The organism is Novosphingobium kalidii (assembly GCF_040534015.1).
Taxonomy (GTDB): Bacteria; Pseudomonadota; Alphaproteobacteria; order Sphingomonadales; family Sphingomonadaceae; genus Novosphingobium; species Novosphingobium kalidii.
Genome location: NZ_JBEWLY010000019.1, coordinates 66,863 through 84,529, shown reverse-complemented (window position 1 = coordinate 84,529; position 17,667 = coordinate 66,863). Strand labels below are relative to the sequence as shown.

Annotated in this window: 12 protein-coding genes; 11 read left to right on the top strand and 1 reads right to left on the bottom strand. The window is 63.2% G+C overall.

All coding sequences use genetic code 11. The features are described from left to right. The first annotated feature begins 96 nt into the window (after positions 1-96). From pgi to ABVV53_RS12045, 11 genes are all read left to right on the top strand, one after another. Positions 97-1,614: a glucose-6-phosphate isomerase gene (gene pgi / locus ABVV53_RS12095; protein WP_353984680.1), complete on the top strand. Its 1,518-nt coding sequence runs from the start codon at positions 97-99 to the stop codon at positions 1,612-1,614. Between the two features lie 687 nt (positions 1,615-2,301). Beyond that, positions 2,302-4,353, top strand: coding sequence for a S8 family peptidase (locus ABVV53_RS12090; RefSeq protein WP_353984679.1), 2,052 nt, complete (start codon positions 2,302-2,304; stop codon positions 4,351-4,353). Between the two features lie 112 nt (positions 4,354-4,465). Then, positions 4,466-5,812 (top strand): glutathione-disulfide reductase, encoded by a 1,347-nt coding sequence (gene gor / locus ABVV53_RS12085; RefSeq protein ID WP_353984678.1) that lies wholly within the window; start codon positions 4,466-4,468, stop codon positions 5,810-5,812. A gap of 159 nt (positions 5,813-5,971) precedes the next feature. Continuing rightward, positions 5,972-7,498 (top strand): acyl-CoA carboxylase subunit beta, encoded by a 1,527-nt coding sequence (locus ABVV53_RS12080; RefSeq protein ID WP_353984677.1) that lies wholly within the window; start codon positions 5,972-5,974, stop codon positions 7,496-7,498. 333 nt (positions 7,499-7,831) lie between these two features. Continuing rightward, positions 7,832-9,037 (top strand): beta-ketothiolase BktB, encoded by a 1,206-nt coding sequence (gene bktB / locus ABVV53_RS12075; RefSeq protein WP_353984676.1) that lies wholly within the window; start codon positions 7,832-7,834, stop codon positions 9,035-9,037. Beyond that, positions 9,034-9,471, top strand: a complete 438-nt coding sequence (mce, locus tag ABVV53_RS12070) for a methylmalonyl-CoA epimerase (protein WP_353984675.1) — start codon at positions 9,034-9,036, stop codon at positions 9,469-9,471. Before bktB ends, mce begins: the two co-directional genes overlap by 4 nt. A 46-nt stretch (positions 9,472-9,517) precedes the next feature. After that, on the top strand, positions 9,518-11,752 hold the full coding sequence (gene scpA / locus ABVV53_RS12065; RefSeq protein ID WP_353984674.1) for a methylmalonyl-CoA mutase: 2,235 nt from the start codon (positions 9,518-9,520) through the stop codon (positions 11,750-11,752). A 2-nt stretch (positions 11,753-11,754) separates the two neighbouring features. Continuing rightward, the gene (gene bioB / locus ABVV53_RS12060) at positions 11,755-12,792 is read left to right on the top strand and encodes a biotin synthase BioB (protein ID WP_353984673.1); all 1,038 of its coding nucleotides are present in this window, start codon (positions 11,755-11,757) and stop codon (positions 12,790-12,792) included. Between the two features lie 90 nt (positions 12,793-12,882). After that, on the top strand, positions 12,883-14,904 hold the full coding sequence (locus ABVV53_RS12055; RefSeq protein ID WP_353984672.1) for an acetyl/propionyl/methylcrotonyl-CoA carboxylase subunit alpha: 2,022 nt from the start codon (positions 12,883-12,885) through the stop codon (positions 14,902-14,904). A 1-nt stretch (position 14,905) separates the two neighbouring features. Beyond that, the gene (locus tag ABVV53_RS12050) at positions 14,906-15,277 is read left to right on the top strand and encodes a tRNA-binding protein (RefSeq protein WP_353984671.1); all 372 of its coding nucleotides are present in this window, start codon (positions 14,906-14,908) and stop codon (positions 15,275-15,277) included. 14 nt (positions 15,278-15,291) lie between these two features. Then, a complete protein-coding gene (locus ABVV53_RS12045; protein WP_353984670.1) occupies positions 15,292-16,071 on the top strand; it encodes an acyl-CoA thioesterase in 780 nt (259 codons plus the stop codon). A 45-nt stretch (positions 16,072-16,116) separates the two neighbouring features. Here the strand turns inward: ABVV53_RS12045 and ABVV53_RS12040 are convergent, their stop codons facing one another. Then, a complete protein-coding gene (locus tag ABVV53_RS12040; protein ID WP_353984669.1) occupies positions 16,117-17,511 on the bottom strand; it encodes a peptide MFS transporter in 1,395 nt (464 codons plus the stop codon). Between the last annotated feature and the right edge of the window lie 156 nt (positions 17,512-17,667).

Below are 17,667 nucleotides of genomic sequence, written 5' to 3'. Positions count from 1 at the left end.
CGCGCCATTCGGGCCAAGATCGGCCTTGGCGCTCGCAGGTGCAACAGGCATAAGGCGGCGCGAGTGCGGGGCAAGCTCGCGTAGATAGGATGTAGCATGACCGAGAAGGCGCAGACCGTCTGGAACAAGCTAGCAAAGCTTCCAAAGCCCACGCTTGCCGAACTGTTCGCAGACGATCCGGACCGTCTCGCAAGGCTCGCAACTCGTCTCAACATTGGTGAGGAGGGGATCCGCTTCGATTGGTCCAAGACGCACCTTGATGAGGCGCACTTGGCCGCGTTCCTCGAATTGGCGGAGGCAACGGGTTTCACCGCCCGGCGTGAGGCGCTGTTCGCTGGCGAAATCGTCAACCCCACGGAAGGCCGCGCCGCCGAGCACACGGCGCAGCGCGGCGTCGGCAAGGACGAGAGCGTCGAACTGGCGCGTAGCTATCACGCGCGCATGGCTGCCATTGTTGAGGCAATCCACCGCGGCGCGATGGGAGAGGTCAAGCACCTGATCCACGTCGGCATCGGCGGCTCGGCTCTCGGACCTGCACTCGCCGTAGACGCACTGGCTCGAGAGGGGGCGATGGTCGATGTCCACGTTGTTTCCAACATCGACGGCACTGCGCTCGAGGCGGCCTTCAAGGTTTGCGATCCCGCGACGACAATGCTGGCGGTCGCATCCAAGACGTTCACCACAATCGAGACGATGACCAATGCCGAAAGCGTGATCGGCTGGCTTCGCGAAAACGGGGTGACGGATCCCTACGGCCGTGTCGTGGCTCTGACCGCGTCACCGGAAAAGGCGGTCGACTGGGGCGTTGACGAGACACGCATACTGCCTTTTTCCGAGAGCGTAGGCGGCAGGTACTCCCTATGGTCATCCATCGGCTTTCCTGTAGCGATGGCGCTTGGCTGGCCGGATTTTGCGGAAATGCTCGAAGGGGCGGCGGTTGTAGACCGGCACTTCCGCGATGCCGATCCGGCGGACAACATTCCGCTGCGGGCAGCTTTCGCCGACCAGTTCTATACGCGCCTGCGCGGATGCCAGACGCGTGCGGTCTTCGCGTATGATGAGCGCCTGGCGCTGCTGCCAGACTATCTTCAGCAGTTGGAGATGGAGTCGAACGGCAAGTCGGTCACCTTCGATGGTGACGCGGTTGATGGTCCGACTGCTCCGATCACATGGGGTGGTGTCGGCACCGACGCGCAACATGCGGTGTTTCAGCTACTACACCAGGGCACCAACATCGTGCCGGTCGATTTCGTCGCCTCCATCGCGCCCGGCCACGACCTCGACCTTGCTCATCATCGCATCCTCTTGTCCAACTGCTTCGCGCAGGGGGCGGCGCTGATGGCCGGAAAAGCGAGCAGCGACCCGGCCCGCGCGTACCCCGGCGATCGGCCTTCGGCAACGATCCTGCTCGACGAAGTGTCGCCAGCCAGCTTCGGCGCGCTGGTTGCTTTCCACGAGCACCGTACTTTCGCCAACGCCGTGCTGTTGGAGATCAACCCCTTCGACCAGTTCGGTGTCGAACTCGGCAAGGTAATCGCCAAGCAGATAGAGAAGGGGGGAACGACATTCGATCCCTCAACGGAAGCTTTGCTGGAACTGGCAGGTATCGCCTGATCCGTCTCCTTGTGGGTTGCGCCAAGTGAAGGGCCGTGAAGGCCTTGTCTGTCATCTCGGGGGCGATACGGGTATCGCGCTAAGCTGCTGTAAAGCATGAGCAAGTAAGACCGGCTGCGTTGTACCACCCGCGTCGGGATTCTTTTGGCCATGCACCTTCGTCTGAACGCCGTTCGCAGCTTCGCTTTGTGCAGTGTTGCCGGGCTGGCTCTATCCGCCTGTGGAGGCGGAGGAGGCGGCTCCGTAGCGTCAACGCCGGGGCCGGTCTCTTCGCCGTTGCCGGTCTCTTCGCCGTTGCCGGTGCCAGCGCCAGCGCCCGCTCCGGCACCAGCCCCCGCTCCGGCACCAGCCCCCGCTCCGGCACCAGCCCCCGCTCCGACGCCATCGCCCGCTCCGACGCCATCGCCCGCTCCGACGCCATCGCCCGCTCCGACGCCATCGCCCGCTCCGACGCCTACACCCACTCCGACGCCATCGCCCGCTCCGACGCCAGCGCCCGCTCCGGCGCCATCGCCCGCTCCGACGCCAGCGCCCGCTCCGACGCCAGCGCCCGCTCCGACGCCTACACCCGCTCCGACGCCAGCGCCCGCTCCACCGCCTACACCCGCTCCGACGCCTACACCCACTCCGGCGCCAGCACCCGCTCCCCTTGTGATTTCGGCGGTTTCTTCCAAGTCATCTGTTTCCGTGCGATCTCCCGCCGACGACGAAGAGTACCGTCGCAACTATGTCGCGTTCGAGCACGTGCGCGCCCTCTATGCGCTGGACAACGGCTGGACCGGGCAGAACGTTCTCGTCGGCGTGGTCGACGATGGCGTGTTTGAGAATGCGGAACTGTCGGGGCAGATCTCCTCGCTAAGCCGTGACTTTGGAAGGACGACGACCGGAGGGAGCACCACTGCACGCGACGTGATTGGCGATGAGTATTCTGATCATGGAACTCTGGTCGCTGGTGTCATCGCAGGACGGAACAACGGCGCCGGCATTCAGGGGATTGCCCCCGACGCCAAGATCGTTGCGCTGCGAGTCAGCGATGTCGACACCACGAGCGGTGAGGAAACGTTGGGACGCACTCTTCCCGCGGCGCTCGATTATGCAGCGGCAAACGGCGTGAAGGTAGTCAACGCCTCCCTGGCCAAGATCGACGCGAGCAAACCCAGTTCCGGCTGGTCGAACATGGTCTCCCGCTACACCGCCGCAGGTGGGCTCTTCGTCAACTCGGCCGGAAACGATGGAGAAGCGAACCCGAAGGGCTACCTCGATTTCAAGTCCTCCAACGCCGCTGGCTGGCTGTTCGTCGTAGCGGCCCAGGAAAGCGGAGGAGTGCTCTCCATCGCCGATTATTCAAACCGGTGCGGCGCCATCACCATGTCGCGCTGTGTGACGGCGATCGGCACGAATGCAACGATGGACGTGGATGGCCGAGCCGTCTTTTTCAGCGGTACGAGCTCAGCCGCGCCGCAAGTGAGCGGGCTGGCCGCTTTGATTCTCAGCAAATGGCCGCAGCTTTCGGGGATTGAGGCGGGCGAGGTTATCGTAAGCACTGCTCGCGATCTTGGCGCTGTCGGAACCGACGCAGTCTACGGCCGCGGCTTGATCGACGTCGAGGCGGCCCTCTCACCGGTGGCGCCGACCCTGTCGAACGGCACCGCGCAGACAGCACTGACCGGCTCTGTCATGGTCATACCCGAAGCCATTGGCGGTGCTGCGGCTGGCGCGAAGATCCGCGCGATGCTGAATGATGTGACGGTGCTCGACGCCTATGGCAGAGACTTCAGCGGTAGCCTCGCGGGGCTGGTGAATCATCCCGAGCGACGCCGGGGCGGCTTTGCCCGCCGCGTCGCGACAGGTGCGGGGGCGGGATCGACGCAGGTGGCGGCGCCCGGCCTGTCAGCAAGTCTCGGTTACACGCACTTTCGCTGGGGGCCGGGCGCCGCCGATCAGCGTTCGGAACTGACCTGGGGTGATTTTGCAGCCAGCCTAGGGAGCACACGATTGCGGGCGGCTTACTCCGGCCAGGATGGCGTTCAGGACGAGGCGATGGGCCTTGCTCCAGCCTCAGACGTCACGCTTGCCTACGTCCCGGCGGCAAACCTCTCGTTCGGTGTGGAGCGAGGCCTTGGTGCCGGACGTCTCTCGGTATCGGCCATGGCCGGGGATGGCCAGGCAGGTTCGGCCCGTGGCGTTGTCGTGAGCTGGAACGGTTCTATAGGCCGAGTCAAAGCGGGTCTGCTCGAGGAGCAGGGGACCTTGTTTGGTACACCCGTCGGCGCCGGCGCCATGCGCTTTGGTGATGGTGCGCGCACCGTGTTCGTCGAGTTGTCGCGCAATTGGGAAGCGGGCGATTGGTCGCTCGACGGCTATGCTTCGCTGGGCGCCACGAGGCTGCAGATCGGAGCCGACACGCTGCTCACGTCCGCAAGTTCGATCGTGACGCAGCGTGCCGGTGTGTCGGCCAGCCGCATCGCCATGGGCGGTCGTGTGCGGTTCGGCCTTGCCCTGCCGCTTGTCGCCGTTGCTGGCTCGGGCACGCTGACTTACGCGTCGGGGTACGATCTTGCCAGCCGGTCGTTGACCTTCAACCAGCAGCGCGTGGGCCTGACCGGCCGTTACGATCCGGTGGTGAGCCTGGGCTACGAACGTGTACGAGCCCACTCTGCGCTGCGCTTTGCCGCCGCTGCGAATACGGCAGCAGACGACGTGCGCGCGCTGGCAACCTGGCGCCTGACCTTGCGCTGAGCCGCTCCGGGGTGGGCTGCGGCGAGTTGGTTCTCCTGCTCGCCGTAGGTCTCTCTCTGGCAATCGGAGTCATCTGCACGCATATGCAGCGCACACCAGCAGGAGCGCGCACATGCCTGAATTCGATTACGACCTTTTCACCATCGGCGCCGGGTCGGGCGGGGTTCGCGCGTCTCGGGTCTCGGCGGCGCATGGCGCGCGCGTGGCAGTGGCTGAGGAGCACAGAGTCGGTGGGACTTGCGTTATCCGCGGCTGCGTCCCCAAGAAGATGCTGGTCTACGGCGCGCACTTCGCGGAGGATCTGGAGGACGCCAGGCATTTTGGCTGGGAGATTGAGAACTGCACGTTCGACTGGGTCAAGCTACGGGACAACGTGCTGTCGGATGTCGATCGACTGAACGGTATCTACACGCAGACCCTCCAGAATGCCGGCGTGGAGATTTTCCACGAGCGCGCCACGATAACGGGCCCTCATGAAGTCACACTGTCCAGTGGGGAGAAGAAGACGGCGGCGCGCATTCTGGTCGCCACCGGCGCACGGCCGCATATCCCTTCATTTCCTGGCTGCGAGCTTGGCATTACGTCGAACGAGGCTTTCCACCTGGATGCGATTCCGCGGCGCGTCCTGATTGCCGGCACCGGGTATATCGCCAATGAGTTTGCCGGCATCTTCCACCAGTTCGGCTCGAAGGTGACCCTGATCAACCGTTCCGATCAGCTGCTGCGTGGATATGACGAGTCCCTGCGCGACCGCTTGCTGCAAATCTCGATCATGAAGGGCATAGATTTTCGCTTCCACGCTGAGTTCCAGAGCATCGAGAAGACATCGGAAGGATGCCTGCGTGTCTCGATGACAGGGCATGAGCCGATCGAGGTCGATTGCGTGCTGTTCGCCACCGGACGCGTGCCGAACGTAGAGGGTGTCGGACTGGAGGAAATCGGCGTCGAACTGGACGAGAAGAACGCCATCAGGGTGGACGAGAATTCCCGCAGCTCTGTCGAGCATATCTATGCGATCGGCGACGTCACGAACCGGGTGCAGCTGACGCCAGTCGCCATTCGCGAGGGGCAGGCCTTTGCGGACACTGTGTTTGGCAACAATCCGCATACTGTGGATTACACTTGCATTCCGAGCGCGGTGTTCAGTCATCCGCCACTGGCGAGCGTCGGCCTGACCGAGGCGCAGGCGCGCAACACGCTTGGAAGCGTTGCCGTTTACGAAAGCGATTTCCGGCCGATGAAGAATGTCGTCGCGCACCGCAATGAACGCTCGCTCTACAAGATGATCTGTGACGAGCAGACGGGCAAAGTGGTGGGCATGCACATGATCGGACCCGATGCGCCCGAGATCATGCAAGCCGCTGCGGTGGCGGTGAAGGCAGGGCTTACGAAGGCCGATTTCGATGCGACGGTTGCCATTCACCCGACTATGGCCGAGGAACTGGTGCTCTTGAAGTAAGCGCACCTTGGCGCGGCTGGCGGCATCATATCGCTCCGGCGAGGTGCAATGCAGCGCATGGTCGTTAATCGCGCGGTTAAACCCTATTGACCTGCTGCCTCCTTCCTGCCTTTAGGCAAGGCACGAGTTCATCAGTTCATGCGGGGCAAGGGAAGCGCAATGTCAGCCAACATCGCCGAGATGGAGAACCGCCGGACAGCTGCAAAGATGGGCGGCGGTCAACGCCGCATCGATGCACAGCACGCCAAGGGCAAGCTAACCGCGCGCGAGCGGCTCGACGTCCTTCTTGATGAAGACAGCTTCGAAGAGGTCGATGCTTATGTCGAGCACAGTTGCGTCGACTTCGGCATGCAGGAGAACACCATCCCTGGTGACGGTGTCGTAACCGGCTCGGGGACGATCAACGGTCGCCTCGTCTTCGTGTTCAGCCAGGACTTCACCGTTTTCGGCGGCGCTGTGTCTGAGCGGCACGCGATGAAGATCTGCAAGATCATGGACATGGCCATGAAGGTCGGTGCGCCCGTCATCGGTCTTAACGACTCCGGTGGTGCGCGCATTCAGGAAGGCGTCGCTTCGCTCGGCGGCTATGCCGAGATCTTCCAGCGCAACGTGCTCGCTTCGGGCGTTGTCCCGCAGCTCTCGCTGATCATGGGACCTTGCGCGGGTGGCGCGGTCTATTCGCCGGCAATGACCGACTTCATCTTCATGGTGAAGGATAGCTCGTACATGTTCGTCACCGGTCCTGACGTGGTGAAGACCGTGACCAACGAGGTCGTAACTCAGGAGGAACTGGGTGGCGCGGTCACGCACTCCAGCAAGACCTCTGTTTCAGACCTCGCTCTCGAGAACGATATCGAGGCGCTGTTGGCCGCGCGCGACTTCTTCGACTTCCTGCCTGCTTCCAACCGCGACGAAGTGCCCGAGCGCCCGAGTGCCGACGCCTGGGATCGTCTGGAGGAAAGCCTCGACACGATCATTCCGCCCAACGCGAATCAGCCTTACGACATGCACGAGGTGATCCGTAAGACGCTGGACGAGGGCGAGTTCTTCGAGCTTCAGCCGACGTATGCGGGCAATATCCTGATCGGCTTCGGCCGCGTCGAGGGTAAGACTGTTGGTGTTGTTGCCAACCAGCCGATGGTGCTCGCGGGCGTGCTCGACATCGATTCCTCACGCAAGGCTGCGCGGTTCGTGCGCTTCTGCGATGCGTTCAACATTCCCATCATCACTTTCGTCGACGTGCCGGGCTTCCTTCCTGGCACCGCGCAAGAACACAACGGCATCATCAAACACGGTGCCAAGCTGCTGTTCGCCTATGCAGAGGCGACCGTGCCCAAGATCACCGTCATCACTCGCAAGGCTTATGGCGGCGCTTACGACGTCATGAGTTCGAAGCACTTGCGCGGCGATCTCAACTACGCGTGGCCGACTGCCGAGATTGCGGTGATGGGTGCGAAGGGCGCAGTGGAAATTATCTTCCGCGGCCAGGACGCAGAAGGCATCGCCGCTCGCACGAAGGAATACGAGGACCGCTTCGCCAATCCGTTCGTGGCCGCAAGCCGCGGCTACATCGACGAAGTGATCTATCCGCATTCCACTCGCCGCCGCATTGCCCTCGGCCTTCGCAAGCTGCGCAACAAGCAGCTCGAGAATCCCTGGAAAAAGCACGACAACATCCCCTTGTAGGAGAGAAGTCTCGAGGCGGTGCCCAAGATGAACGCTTCGAGCGACGAGACGATTGTGGCGTTACGCCGAACTCAGGAGGACATGGACAAGCTTGTGGACCGAGAGAAACTCGCTTGAGCACGCGCAACGATGTCGCCTCTGCATTGAAGTGCTCGCGCAAGAGCGTTTCGACGTGGTTGGGTGGGGCTATCAGAGGTTTCCTCTCACCTCGGAAGATTGAACGAGAAGGTGGGCAGCATGGAACTGCGCACCGTGCGGATTGGGAATTTTATCGGATTGCAAGCAGCCGATCAGGCTCACAGCCGCGCATAGAAGGCAACTGAAGGAGCGGACATGGAAGACATCTACATCGTCAGCGGAGTACGTACTCCGGTCGGCGACTTCGGCGGTTCGCTCAAGTCGTTCATGCCCTCTGAGCTGGGCACGATGGTCGTGACCGAGGCTCTTAATCGCGCGGGCGTGGCGCCGCAGGATGTGCAGCACGTCGTCATCGGACAGGTCATGCCGACCAGCGCGCGTGACGAGATGCTCAGCCGTGTGATGGCACTTAATTCCGGCATCCCCGCACAGGTCCCGGCGCTGACGCTGAACCGCCTGTGCGGTTCGGGTGTGGAGTCGATTGTCTCGGCGGCGCGCATCATGATGCTGGGCGAAGCGACGCTCACGGTTGCCGGCGGCGCGGAGTCGATGTCGAACGTGCCTTATCACGACCACGGCGTCCGCTGGGGGAAGAAGATGGGCGCGAACACCCAGGAGGACGCGCTGACGCTCGGCCTCTCGGATGCGATCGGCGGCTTTCACATGGGAATCACTGCTGAGAACGTGGCTGAGCGCCATCAGGTTACTCGCGAAGACATGGACTCACTCGCAGCGACCAGCCATCAACGCGCTGCGCGTGCGATCGAGGAAGGGCGCTTCAAGGAGCAAATCCTCCCCGTCGAGGTAAAGACACGCAAGGGCGTCACCGTTTTCGACACGGACGAGCATGTCCGTGGCGAGACCAGCGTTGAGACGCTCGGCTCAATGAAGCCGGCTTTCAAGAAGGATGGCACGGTCACCGCCGGCAATGCCTCGGGCATCAACGACGGGGCGGCCGCTGTCGTGCTTGCGACTGCCGCCGAGGTTGAGAAGCGCGGTCTCCAGCCGCTCGCGCGCATCATCGCATGGGGGCATGCTGGCGTGGAGCCGGAGTACATGGGCGAGGGGCCGATCAAGGCGGTGCCGATCGCGCTCGAGCGTGCGGGCCTCGGTCTCGATCAGATCGACGTGATCGAGAGCAACGAGGCGTTTGCCGCTCAGGCCGCTGCCTGTGCGAAGGTTCTCGGCTTCGATCCTGAGAAGACGAACCCCAATGGCTCGGGCGTATCGATCGGCCACCCCGTGGGCGCCACCGGCACGATGCTGACGATCAAGTGCATGTATGAGCTCAAGCGCATCTGCGGGCGGTATGGCCTGATCACCATGTGCATTGGTGGCGGCCAGGGCATTGCCATGATCATCGAGAATGTTGCCGCTCAGCAGATGGAGAAGGCGGCGTGAAGCTTGGCAGAATGAACCACATCGGCGTTGCGACCCCGGATCTGGATGCATCGGTTGCGTTCTACCGCGACGTCATGGGTGCGGCGGATATCACCGAGCCTTTCGTGCTGGAGAGCCAGCAGGTCCGTGTCTGCTTCGTCAACACGCCGGGCGAAAATGGCACTGCGGGGACCCAGGTGGAGCTGCTGCAGCCGACCACGCCGGACTCCGCCGTCGGCAAGTGGCTGGAGAAGAACCCGCTCGGGGGGCAGCACCACATCTGCTATGAAGTGCCGGACATTCAGGAAGCCAAGGCCTGGTTCGAGAGCCAAGGAAAGCGTGTTCTGGGTGAGCCGCGCGTAGGCGCACACGGTACGCTCATTTTCTTCGTTCACCCGAAGGATATGGGCGGTCAGCTCACCGAGATCATGGAAACGCCGAAAGAGGCGCACTGAATTCAAGCGGAGAGGGCGGCTGCGCTCTCCATTGCGAGGTAGGACGATGAGCGAGAAGCCCACGATCGAGACGAACACCGGGGAAGACAGCGGTGCCGCGCCTGATGCGCGCAAGCTGCCGGAGCCTTCGTCGCATGCCGATCTCGAGAAGTGGCGCGCCGCCGCTGACAAGGAGGTCAAGGGTCGCGACCTGACCTGGCAGACCCCTGAGGGGATCGCCGTGAAGCCGCTCTACACGGCTGAGGATGTGACGGTGGAGCCCGGCCTTCCCGGCTTCGCGCCGTTCACGCGCGGCGTGCGTGCCTCGATGTATGCGGGCCGTCCCTGGACCATCCGCCAGTACGCGGGCTTCTCGACTGCCGAGGAATCGAACGCCTTCTACCGTCGCAATCTGGCCGCGGGTCAGAAGGGCCTTTCGGTCGCTTTCGACCTCGCCACGCACCGTGGCTACGATTCCGACCATCCGCGCGTCACGGGTGATGTCGGCAAGGCCGGCGTCGCAATCGATACGCTTGAGGACATGAAGATCCTCTTCGACGGAATTCCGCTCGACAAGATGTCTGTGTCGATGACGATGAACGGCGCAGTGATCCCGATCCTCGCCTTCTTCATCGTCGCGGGCGAAGAGCAGGGCGTGGATCGCAAGCTGCTCGACGGGACCATCCAGAACGACATTCTCAAGGAGTTCATGGTCCGCAACACCTACATCTACCCCCCTGAGCCGAGCATGCGGATCATCTCGGACATCTTCGGCTACACCAGCCGAGAAATGCCCAAGTTCAACTCAATCTCGATCTCCGGCTACCACATGCAGGAAGCCGGCGCGACGCAGGTCCAGGAGCTGGCCTTCACCATAGCCGACGGCATGGAGTACGTGAAGTACGGCGTCGCCTCCGGTCTCGACATCGACAAGTTCGCCGGGCGGCTCTCGTTCTTCTTCGCGATAGGCATGAACTTCTTCATGGAAGTGGCCAAGCTTCGCGCCGCGCGCGTGCTGTGGCACCGCGCGATGACGCAGCTCGGCGCGCAGGACGAGCGTAGCAAGATGCTCCGCACGCACTGCCAGACCTCCGGCGTGTCGCTGACCGAGCAGGACCCCTACAACAACGTCATCCGCACCACGATCGAGGCGATGGCTGCGATGCTGGGCGGCACCCAGTCGCTCCACACCAACGCGCTCGACGAGGCGATCGCGCTGCCGACCGACTTCTCGGCCCGCATCGCGCGGAATACCCAGATCATCATCCAGGAAGAGACCGGGATGACCAAGGTCGTCGATCCCCTTGGAGGCTCGTACTACATCGAGTCGCTGACCCAGGAACTTGTCGACAAGGCTTGGGAGATCATCGAGCGCGTCCAGAACGAAGGCGGCATGGCCAAGGCTGTGGCCGCCGGATGGCCCAAGGCAATGATCGAGGAAGCGGCTGCCGGTCGCCAGGCGCGCGTGGATCGTGGCGATGATGTGATCGTCGGCGTGAACAAGTACCGCCTTGCCAATGAGGATCACCTCGAGACGCTGGAGGTTAATAACACCAAGGTCCGTGAAGCGCAGATCGCCCGCATCCAGAAGGTGAAGGCGGCGCGCGACGAGGCCAAGTGTCAGGCTGCACTGGAAGCGCTGCGCAAGGGCGCTGCGGCTCCTGCGAGCCTTGAAAACAACCTGCTGGCTCTTGCGGTGGAGTGCGCCCGCGCCCGCGCAACTCTGGGCGAGATCTCGTCGGCGATGGAAGAGAGTTTCGATCGCTACGGCACGCAGCCCACTCCCGTGAAGGGCGTTTATGCTGCGCCTTACGCAGGTGACAGTCGGTGGCAGCAAGTCATCGACGGTGTTGCCGCTGTCGAGCGTCGCCTCGGCCGCAAGCCCAAGCTGCTCGTCGCGAAGATGGGCCAGGATGGGCATGATCGCGGTGCGAATGTGATCGCTTCGGCGTTCGGTGACATGGGCTTTGACGTCGTCTCCGGTCCGCTGTTTCAGACGCCGGAAGAGACGGTGGTGCTGGCACTGGACAACGGCGTCGACGTCGTGGGTGCATCATCGCTCGCGGCCGGTCACAAGACGTTGATCCCCGAGTTGATTCAGCGGCTGCGTGAAGAAGGCCGAAGCGATATCAAGGTTATCGCTGGCGGTGTCATCCCGCCGCAGGACTATGAGTTCCTGCGCAATTCCGGTGTTCAGGGCATTTACGGTCCTGGCTCCAACGTGGTGGAATGCGCGGCAGACGTGTTGCGCCTGCTCGGCCACAACATGCCGCCAGCCGGCGAACTCGAAGCCGCGGAGTAATAATGACCCGAGCTCGCACAGACTGGACACGCGACGAGATCGCGGAGCTTTTCGACCTGCCGTTCACTGAGCTGGTTTTCCGCGCTGCCGAGGTGCATCGTGCTCACCATCCGGCGAACGAGGTTCAGCTGTCCACTCTGCTTTCAATCAAGACCGGCGGATGCCAAGAGGATTGCGGCTACTGCTCGCAGTCCGTGAAAGCCGAGAGCGGTGTGAAGGCGACGAAGTTGCTGGAAGTCCAGCAGGTCCTCCAGCGGGCGGCGCAGGCGCGCGATGCCGGCTCGACACGCTTCTGCATGGGGGCTGCGTGGCGCAATCCCAAGGACCGTGACATGCCCGCCATCATCGAGATGGTGAAGGGCGTGCGGGCCATGGGGCTGGAGACCTGCATGACCTTGGGCATGCTGACGCCGGTCCAAGCCGACATGCTGTCTGATGCCGGGCTTGATTACTACAACCATAACATCGACACCTCGCCTGAGCGCTACGATCAGGTGATAACCACCCGCACGATGGACGACCGTCTCGACACGCTTTCGAACGTGCGGATGGCTGGCATCAATGTCTGCTCGGGCGGCATCGTCGGCATGGGCGAGACGCGAGAGGATCGCGTCGGCTTTATTCATACGCTCGCGACCTTGCCCAGCCATCCTCAATCGGTGCCGGTCAACGCGCTGGTGCCGGTGAAGGGCACTGTGCTGGGCGACATGCTCGCTGACACCCCGCTCGCCAAGATCGACGACGTCGAATTTGTGCGCACCGTCGCCGTGGCGCGCATAACGATGCCGCAATCGATGGTGCGCTTGTCAGCCGGGCGGGAGTCTATGTCCGAGATGACGCAGGCGATGTGCTTCATGGCAGGCGCGAACTCGATCTTTACCGGCGACAAGTTGCTGACCGCGCCCAACGCGGGGGACGATAACGACATGGCGATGTTCGCGCGCCTCGGCCTCAAGCCAATGGCGATCTCACGCACGGAAGCGGAGTTTGAGGCCGAGCGCATGCCGAAGGGCTGCGCGCGGCTGGAGGCAGCTGAGTGAGCGCACGCGCGCGCCAAGGCATTCAGAATCGTTTTTTGACATTCATCGCCGACGCTTCGGGCGCGGCGACCGAGTTTGGAGGGTAAGGGGTTGTTCAAGAAAATCCTCATCGCGAACCGCGGCGAGATCGCCTGCCGCGTGATCAAGACCGCGCGTCGGATGGGCATCCAGACCGTTGCCGTCTATTCGGATGCGGACGCACGGGCACCCTTCGTGCAGATGGCCGACGAAGCCGTCCACATCGGCCCGGCTCCCGCTGCGCAATCGTACCTGATCGCCGACAAGATCATCGAGGCTTGCAGGCAGACTGGCGCCGACGCCGTACACCCCGGCTATGGCTTTCTTTCGGAGCGCACCTCGTTCGCTGAGGCCTTGGCCGCAGAGGGCATCGAGTTCATCGGGCCTCCCGTTGGCGCGATCGCCGCAATGGGTGACAAGATTGAGTCGAAGAAGCTCGCCAAGGAAGCCGGCGTCAACGTCGTTCCCGGCTTCGTGGGCGAGATCGAGGATACCGAGCACGCGGTGCGGATCTCAGGCGAGATCGGCTATCCGGTTATGATGAAGGCGTCGGCCGGCGGCGGCGGCAAGGGTATGCGCCTTGCCTACACCGAGCAGGACGTGCGCGAGGGCTTCGAGGCCGTGAAGCGCGAAGGCCTGAACTCGTTCGGCGATGACCGCGTCTTCATCGAGAAGTTCATCCTCAATCCGCGCCATATCGAAATCCAGATCCTGGGCGATAAGCACGGCAACATCCTTTACCTGAATGAGCGCGAGTGCTCGATCCAGCGCCGCCACCAGAAGGTGGTCGAGGAAGCGCCGTCCCCCTTCGTCACGCCCAAGATGCGCAAGGCCATGGGCGAGCAGTGCGTCGCTCTGTCGCGCGCGGTGGGGTACTACTCGGCGGGCACGGTCGAATTGATCGTCTCGGGCGCGGATCCCACGGGCGAGAGCTTCTACTTCCTCGAGATGAACACCCGCCTGCAGGTGGAGCATCCCGTTACCGAGGCGATCACCGGCGTCGACCTTGTCGAGCAGATGATCCGGGTCGCCGCGGGCGAGAAGCTGGAGATGTCGCAGGACGATATCGGCATCGACGGCTGGGCGATCGAGAACCGCGTCTATGCCGAAGACCCCTATCGCGGCTTCCTGCCCTCCACGGGCCGCCTCGTGCGCTATCAGCCGCCGGTGGAAGGCTGGACCGGCGATGGTCAGGCGAACGGCCGTCGCGGCGTTGATGGCGTGCGCGTCGATGACGGTGTCTATGAGGGCGGCGAAGTCTCGATGTTCTACGATCCCATGATCGCCAAGCTGGTGACCTGGGGCGAGACGCGCGATGAAGCGGCGGACAAGCAGATCGCCGCGCTCGACACCTTCGAAATCGAGGGGCTTGGCCACAACATCGATTTCGTCTCCGCGATCATGCAGCACCCGCGTTTCCGCTCGGGTGAGCTGACCACCGGCTTCATCGCCGAAGAGTACCCGGAAGGCTTCCACGGTGCCCCTCCCTCCGACGAGCTGAAGGCGAAGATCGCAGCCGTGGCGGGCTTCGTTGCGACTGCTCGCGCCGACCGCGCGCGCCGCGTCGACGGCCAGCTTGCCGACACGCTGTCGCCACCTTTCGAGTGGACTGTCACCATCGCGAAGACCGCGTTCGAGGTGATAGTGGATGAAGACGAAGTGCTGGTGGACGGGAAGGCGGTCGATCTTGCCATGGAGTACACGCCTGGCGACCGTCTGATCGAGGCGGAAGTGGGCGGCGAGTTGCTGGGCCTCAGGATCGAGCCGACACGCAACGGCCTAAAGGTCACGACCCGTGGTGCCATCCACAAAGTGGCGATCCTGCCTACGCGTGTGGCATCGCTGTCGTCGCACATGATCGAGAAGGTCGCGCCGGATCTCTCGCGCTTCCTCATCTGTCCGATGCCGGGGCTGCTGGTGTCGCTGAATGTTGCCGAGGGTGACAAGGTCGAGGCCGGTCAGCCGCTGGCGGTGATCGAAGCGATGAAGATGGAGAACATCCTGCGCGCCGAGAAGTCCGGTACGGTGAAGGCGGTGAATGCCAAGGCGGGTGAAAGTCTCGCCGTCGATGCAGTGATCCTCGAGCTGGAGTGACATGCACGTCGACCACGATCCGATGGCACCGGCCGGGGAGGAGATCGCCTTCGACGATTTCCTCCGGGTCGACATTCGCATCGGCACGGTCGTGGCGGCCGAAGTCTATGAGGGTGCGCGCAAGCCGAGCTTCCAGCTGCGGATCGACTTCGGACCCGGTGTAGGGGAACGCAAGAGCGTGGGCCAAGTGGCGGGGCTCTACACGCCCGAGGAACTGGTCGGGCGGCAAGTGGCTGGCGTCGTCAACTTTCCGCCGCGTCAGATCGGTAACGCGCTTTCCGAAGCGCTGACGGTGGGCTTCGCTGACGAGGATGGCAGGGTCGTTCTGTTCTCTCCCGATAAGCCCGTGCCTAACGGCTCGCGCCTGTTCTAATGGACGAGGATAGCGTGACCTTCGCAGACGTGCTCGCGCGTGCAGAAACCACGGAAGAGGGGCGAACGATCCGCGTGCCAGAGACCTGGCACCAGGGCCGTACCGCGTACGGCGGCTTCTCGTCGGCACTTGCGCTGGCTGAAGCAATGCGGATCGGCGGCGACTTACCTCCGCCGCGCTCAGCGCAAATGGCGATGATGGCGCCGCTCCACGGTGAGGTAGAGGTGCGCGCTCGCGTTCTTCGCAGCGGCCGTAACGCGATCTGGGTGGCGAGCGAGATCTTCGGCGACAAGGGGCTGGGTTTCACCGCCAGCTTCGTCTTCATGCGTTCGGTAGAGAGCACCGTGGCGTTTGATGATTGCGCCAGCCCCCGGGGCGTGCTGGCGCCGCAGGATGCTTCCGTCCTTTCGCGGGAACGCGGTGCGACGTTTCTGCGCCACAACTTCGACGTGCGCTTTGCGCTTCCTCCGAGCGACGAACGCCGTCCGGAGATGTTCTGGTGGGTCCGCCCGCGCGACGTGGAGAAGCTGGACCCCTCAGTGGCACTGTTGCTCACGGCTGATGCGCTGCCGCCCGGCGTCATGCGCCTGCTTTCACCGAGCGTGCCGGTGAGCACGATGCACTGGCAGGTCAATCTGCTCACGCCCGCTCCGGCGACGCGCGAGGGTTGGTGGTTGTTACGCACTGCTGCTGATTACGCGAAAGAGGGCTGCTCCAGCCAGCGGATGGCTTTGTGGAACGTCGATGGCGCGCCGATGCTCACGGGTATGCAGTCGATCGCGCTTTTCGGCTGAGGGAGCCAGCTTCGGCTCGCTGTAGTTGCTTTCGCCACAGAACGCTCAGCCTGACTGCGGAGCGTTCAGCACCTTGCCGAGAGTGAGTTTCAGCAGCACGAAAGCGACAAGGCCGACCGTCGCGGCGCCGACGTGCAGAAGCCAGAACTGCACGGTGTCCATCGTCGAGTACCACCCGCCGACTGTGCCGACGACCAGGTTGGCGCCCACGAAGGCCAGGTAGTAGATGCCCACCACCGTGCCGGTCAGCGCGCGAGGCGCCACCTTGGTGAACAACGCCAGGCTGACCGGGAGAGTGTGGCCAAAGCCAATGCTATTGAGGATGTGGAACATGATTGGCCAGAACAGGCCGATCTTGCCTTCGCCCTGCGTCGCTGCCGCCATGACCAGACACAGCGCGCCAGCGATCGTGAAGACGCTGCCGATGATCATTTTGTCGAGTTCGTCCGGCTCGGTGCCGTACTTGCCGGCATACCACTTCCAGAAGGCCGTCACCGCGACGAGTAAGCTGAAGCTGGCGGTTGCGTCGACCGTGATCATCCAGCTGGTCGGCACCGTTGTTCCGAAGAAGGTGAGGTGAAACTGTTCATCGGCCCAGACGAGATAGGCGTTGAAGATCTCCTGGTTCACCAGCAGCGCCAGGGCGAGGATGGGGAGCAGCAGAACCAGCACGAGCAATCGCGGGACATCCGCTCGCTGCAGCCGCGCCGCCGCATCGGCTTTGGCGCCTGGCGCCGGCCGGTTGTCTGCAGGCAGCCAGGGCTTGGCGTAGATATACAGCAGCAGCCCGGCAACCATCACCAGCCCTGCGCAGCCAAAACCGTAGTGCCAGCCCACTTTCTCGCCCAGCGTGCCTGAGACGAGCGGGGCAGCGATCACGCTGACCTGGATTGCGATGTAGAAGATCTGGAAGGCCGTCGCGCGGCGCAGGTCCTTGGTGTCGTAGAGTTCGCCGACTTGGCTGGCGATATTGCCCTTGAACAGCCCGACGCCGACTACCAGCGCCAGCAGCGCGAAGAGGAAGGCGCTTTCGAATGCCATCAGCAAGTGCCCGATCGCCATGACCGCGCCGCCCAGCACCAAAGTCACGCGCCGCCCCAGCCAGCGATCGGCGATAATGCCCCCCAGGATCGGCGTGAGATAGACAAGTCCGGTATAGTCGCCGAACAGCCGCGAGGCGAATGGTTGTCCTTCCAGGCCGCCGTACCACCCGTGCTGCAGCGCTTGCAGGCCGATCACATTGCCGATGTTCTCGGGCAAAAGGAGGTACCTGGTCATGTAGAGGACCAGCAGCGTCTGCATCGAGTAATAGGAGAAGCGTTCGCACCCTTCGACGAACGCGAGGAAGCCAAGTCCCTTGGGATGACCGAGAAAGGCGCGGTCGTCCGCGCCCGAGACGGTGTCGGGATCTAAATCGGGCGTGGCTTCGGCTGCGGTCATGGGCGGTCCGTCGTGCTGGCGAAACGACGACGCTTAAGCCCTGCAACGCAGCACGTCTGTCCCGTGCTTGCGGGACGTAGAAGCGAGGGACGCACATTGGGACGGCAGCACGAAAATCAAAAAGGCGGCAGGTCCCGATGAACCTGCCGCCCCGAG

Coding starts and splice junctions, on each gene's coding strand:
- ABVV53_RS12040 (WP_353984669.1), bottom strand. CDS start 17,511: ATGACCGCAGCCGAAGCCACGCCCGATTTAGATCCCGACACCGTCTCG.
- bktB (WP_353984676.1), top strand. CDS start 7,832: ATGGAAGACATCTACATCGTCAGCGGAGTACGTACTCCGGTCGGCGAC.
- bioB (WP_353984673.1), top strand. CDS start 11,755: ATGACCCGAGCTCGCACAGACTGGACACGCGACGAGATCGCGGAGCTT.
- ABVV53_RS12080 (WP_353984677.1), top strand. CDS start 5,972: ATGTCAGCCAACATCGCCGAGATGGAGAACCGCCGGACAGCTGCAAAG.
- ABVV53_RS12050 (WP_353984671.1), top strand. CDS start 14,906: ATGCACGTCGACCACGATCCGATGGCACCGGCCGGGGAGGAGATCGCC.
- pgi (WP_353984680.1), top strand. CDS start 97: ATGACCGAGAAGGCGCAGACCGTCTGGAACAAGCTAGCAAAGCTTCCA.
- scpA (WP_353984674.1), top strand. CDS start 9,518: ATGAGCGAGAAGCCCACGATCGAGACGAACACCGGGGAAGACAGCGGT.
- gor (WP_353984678.1), top strand. CDS start 4,466: ATGCCTGAATTCGATTACGACCTTTTCACCATCGGCGCCGGGTCGGGC.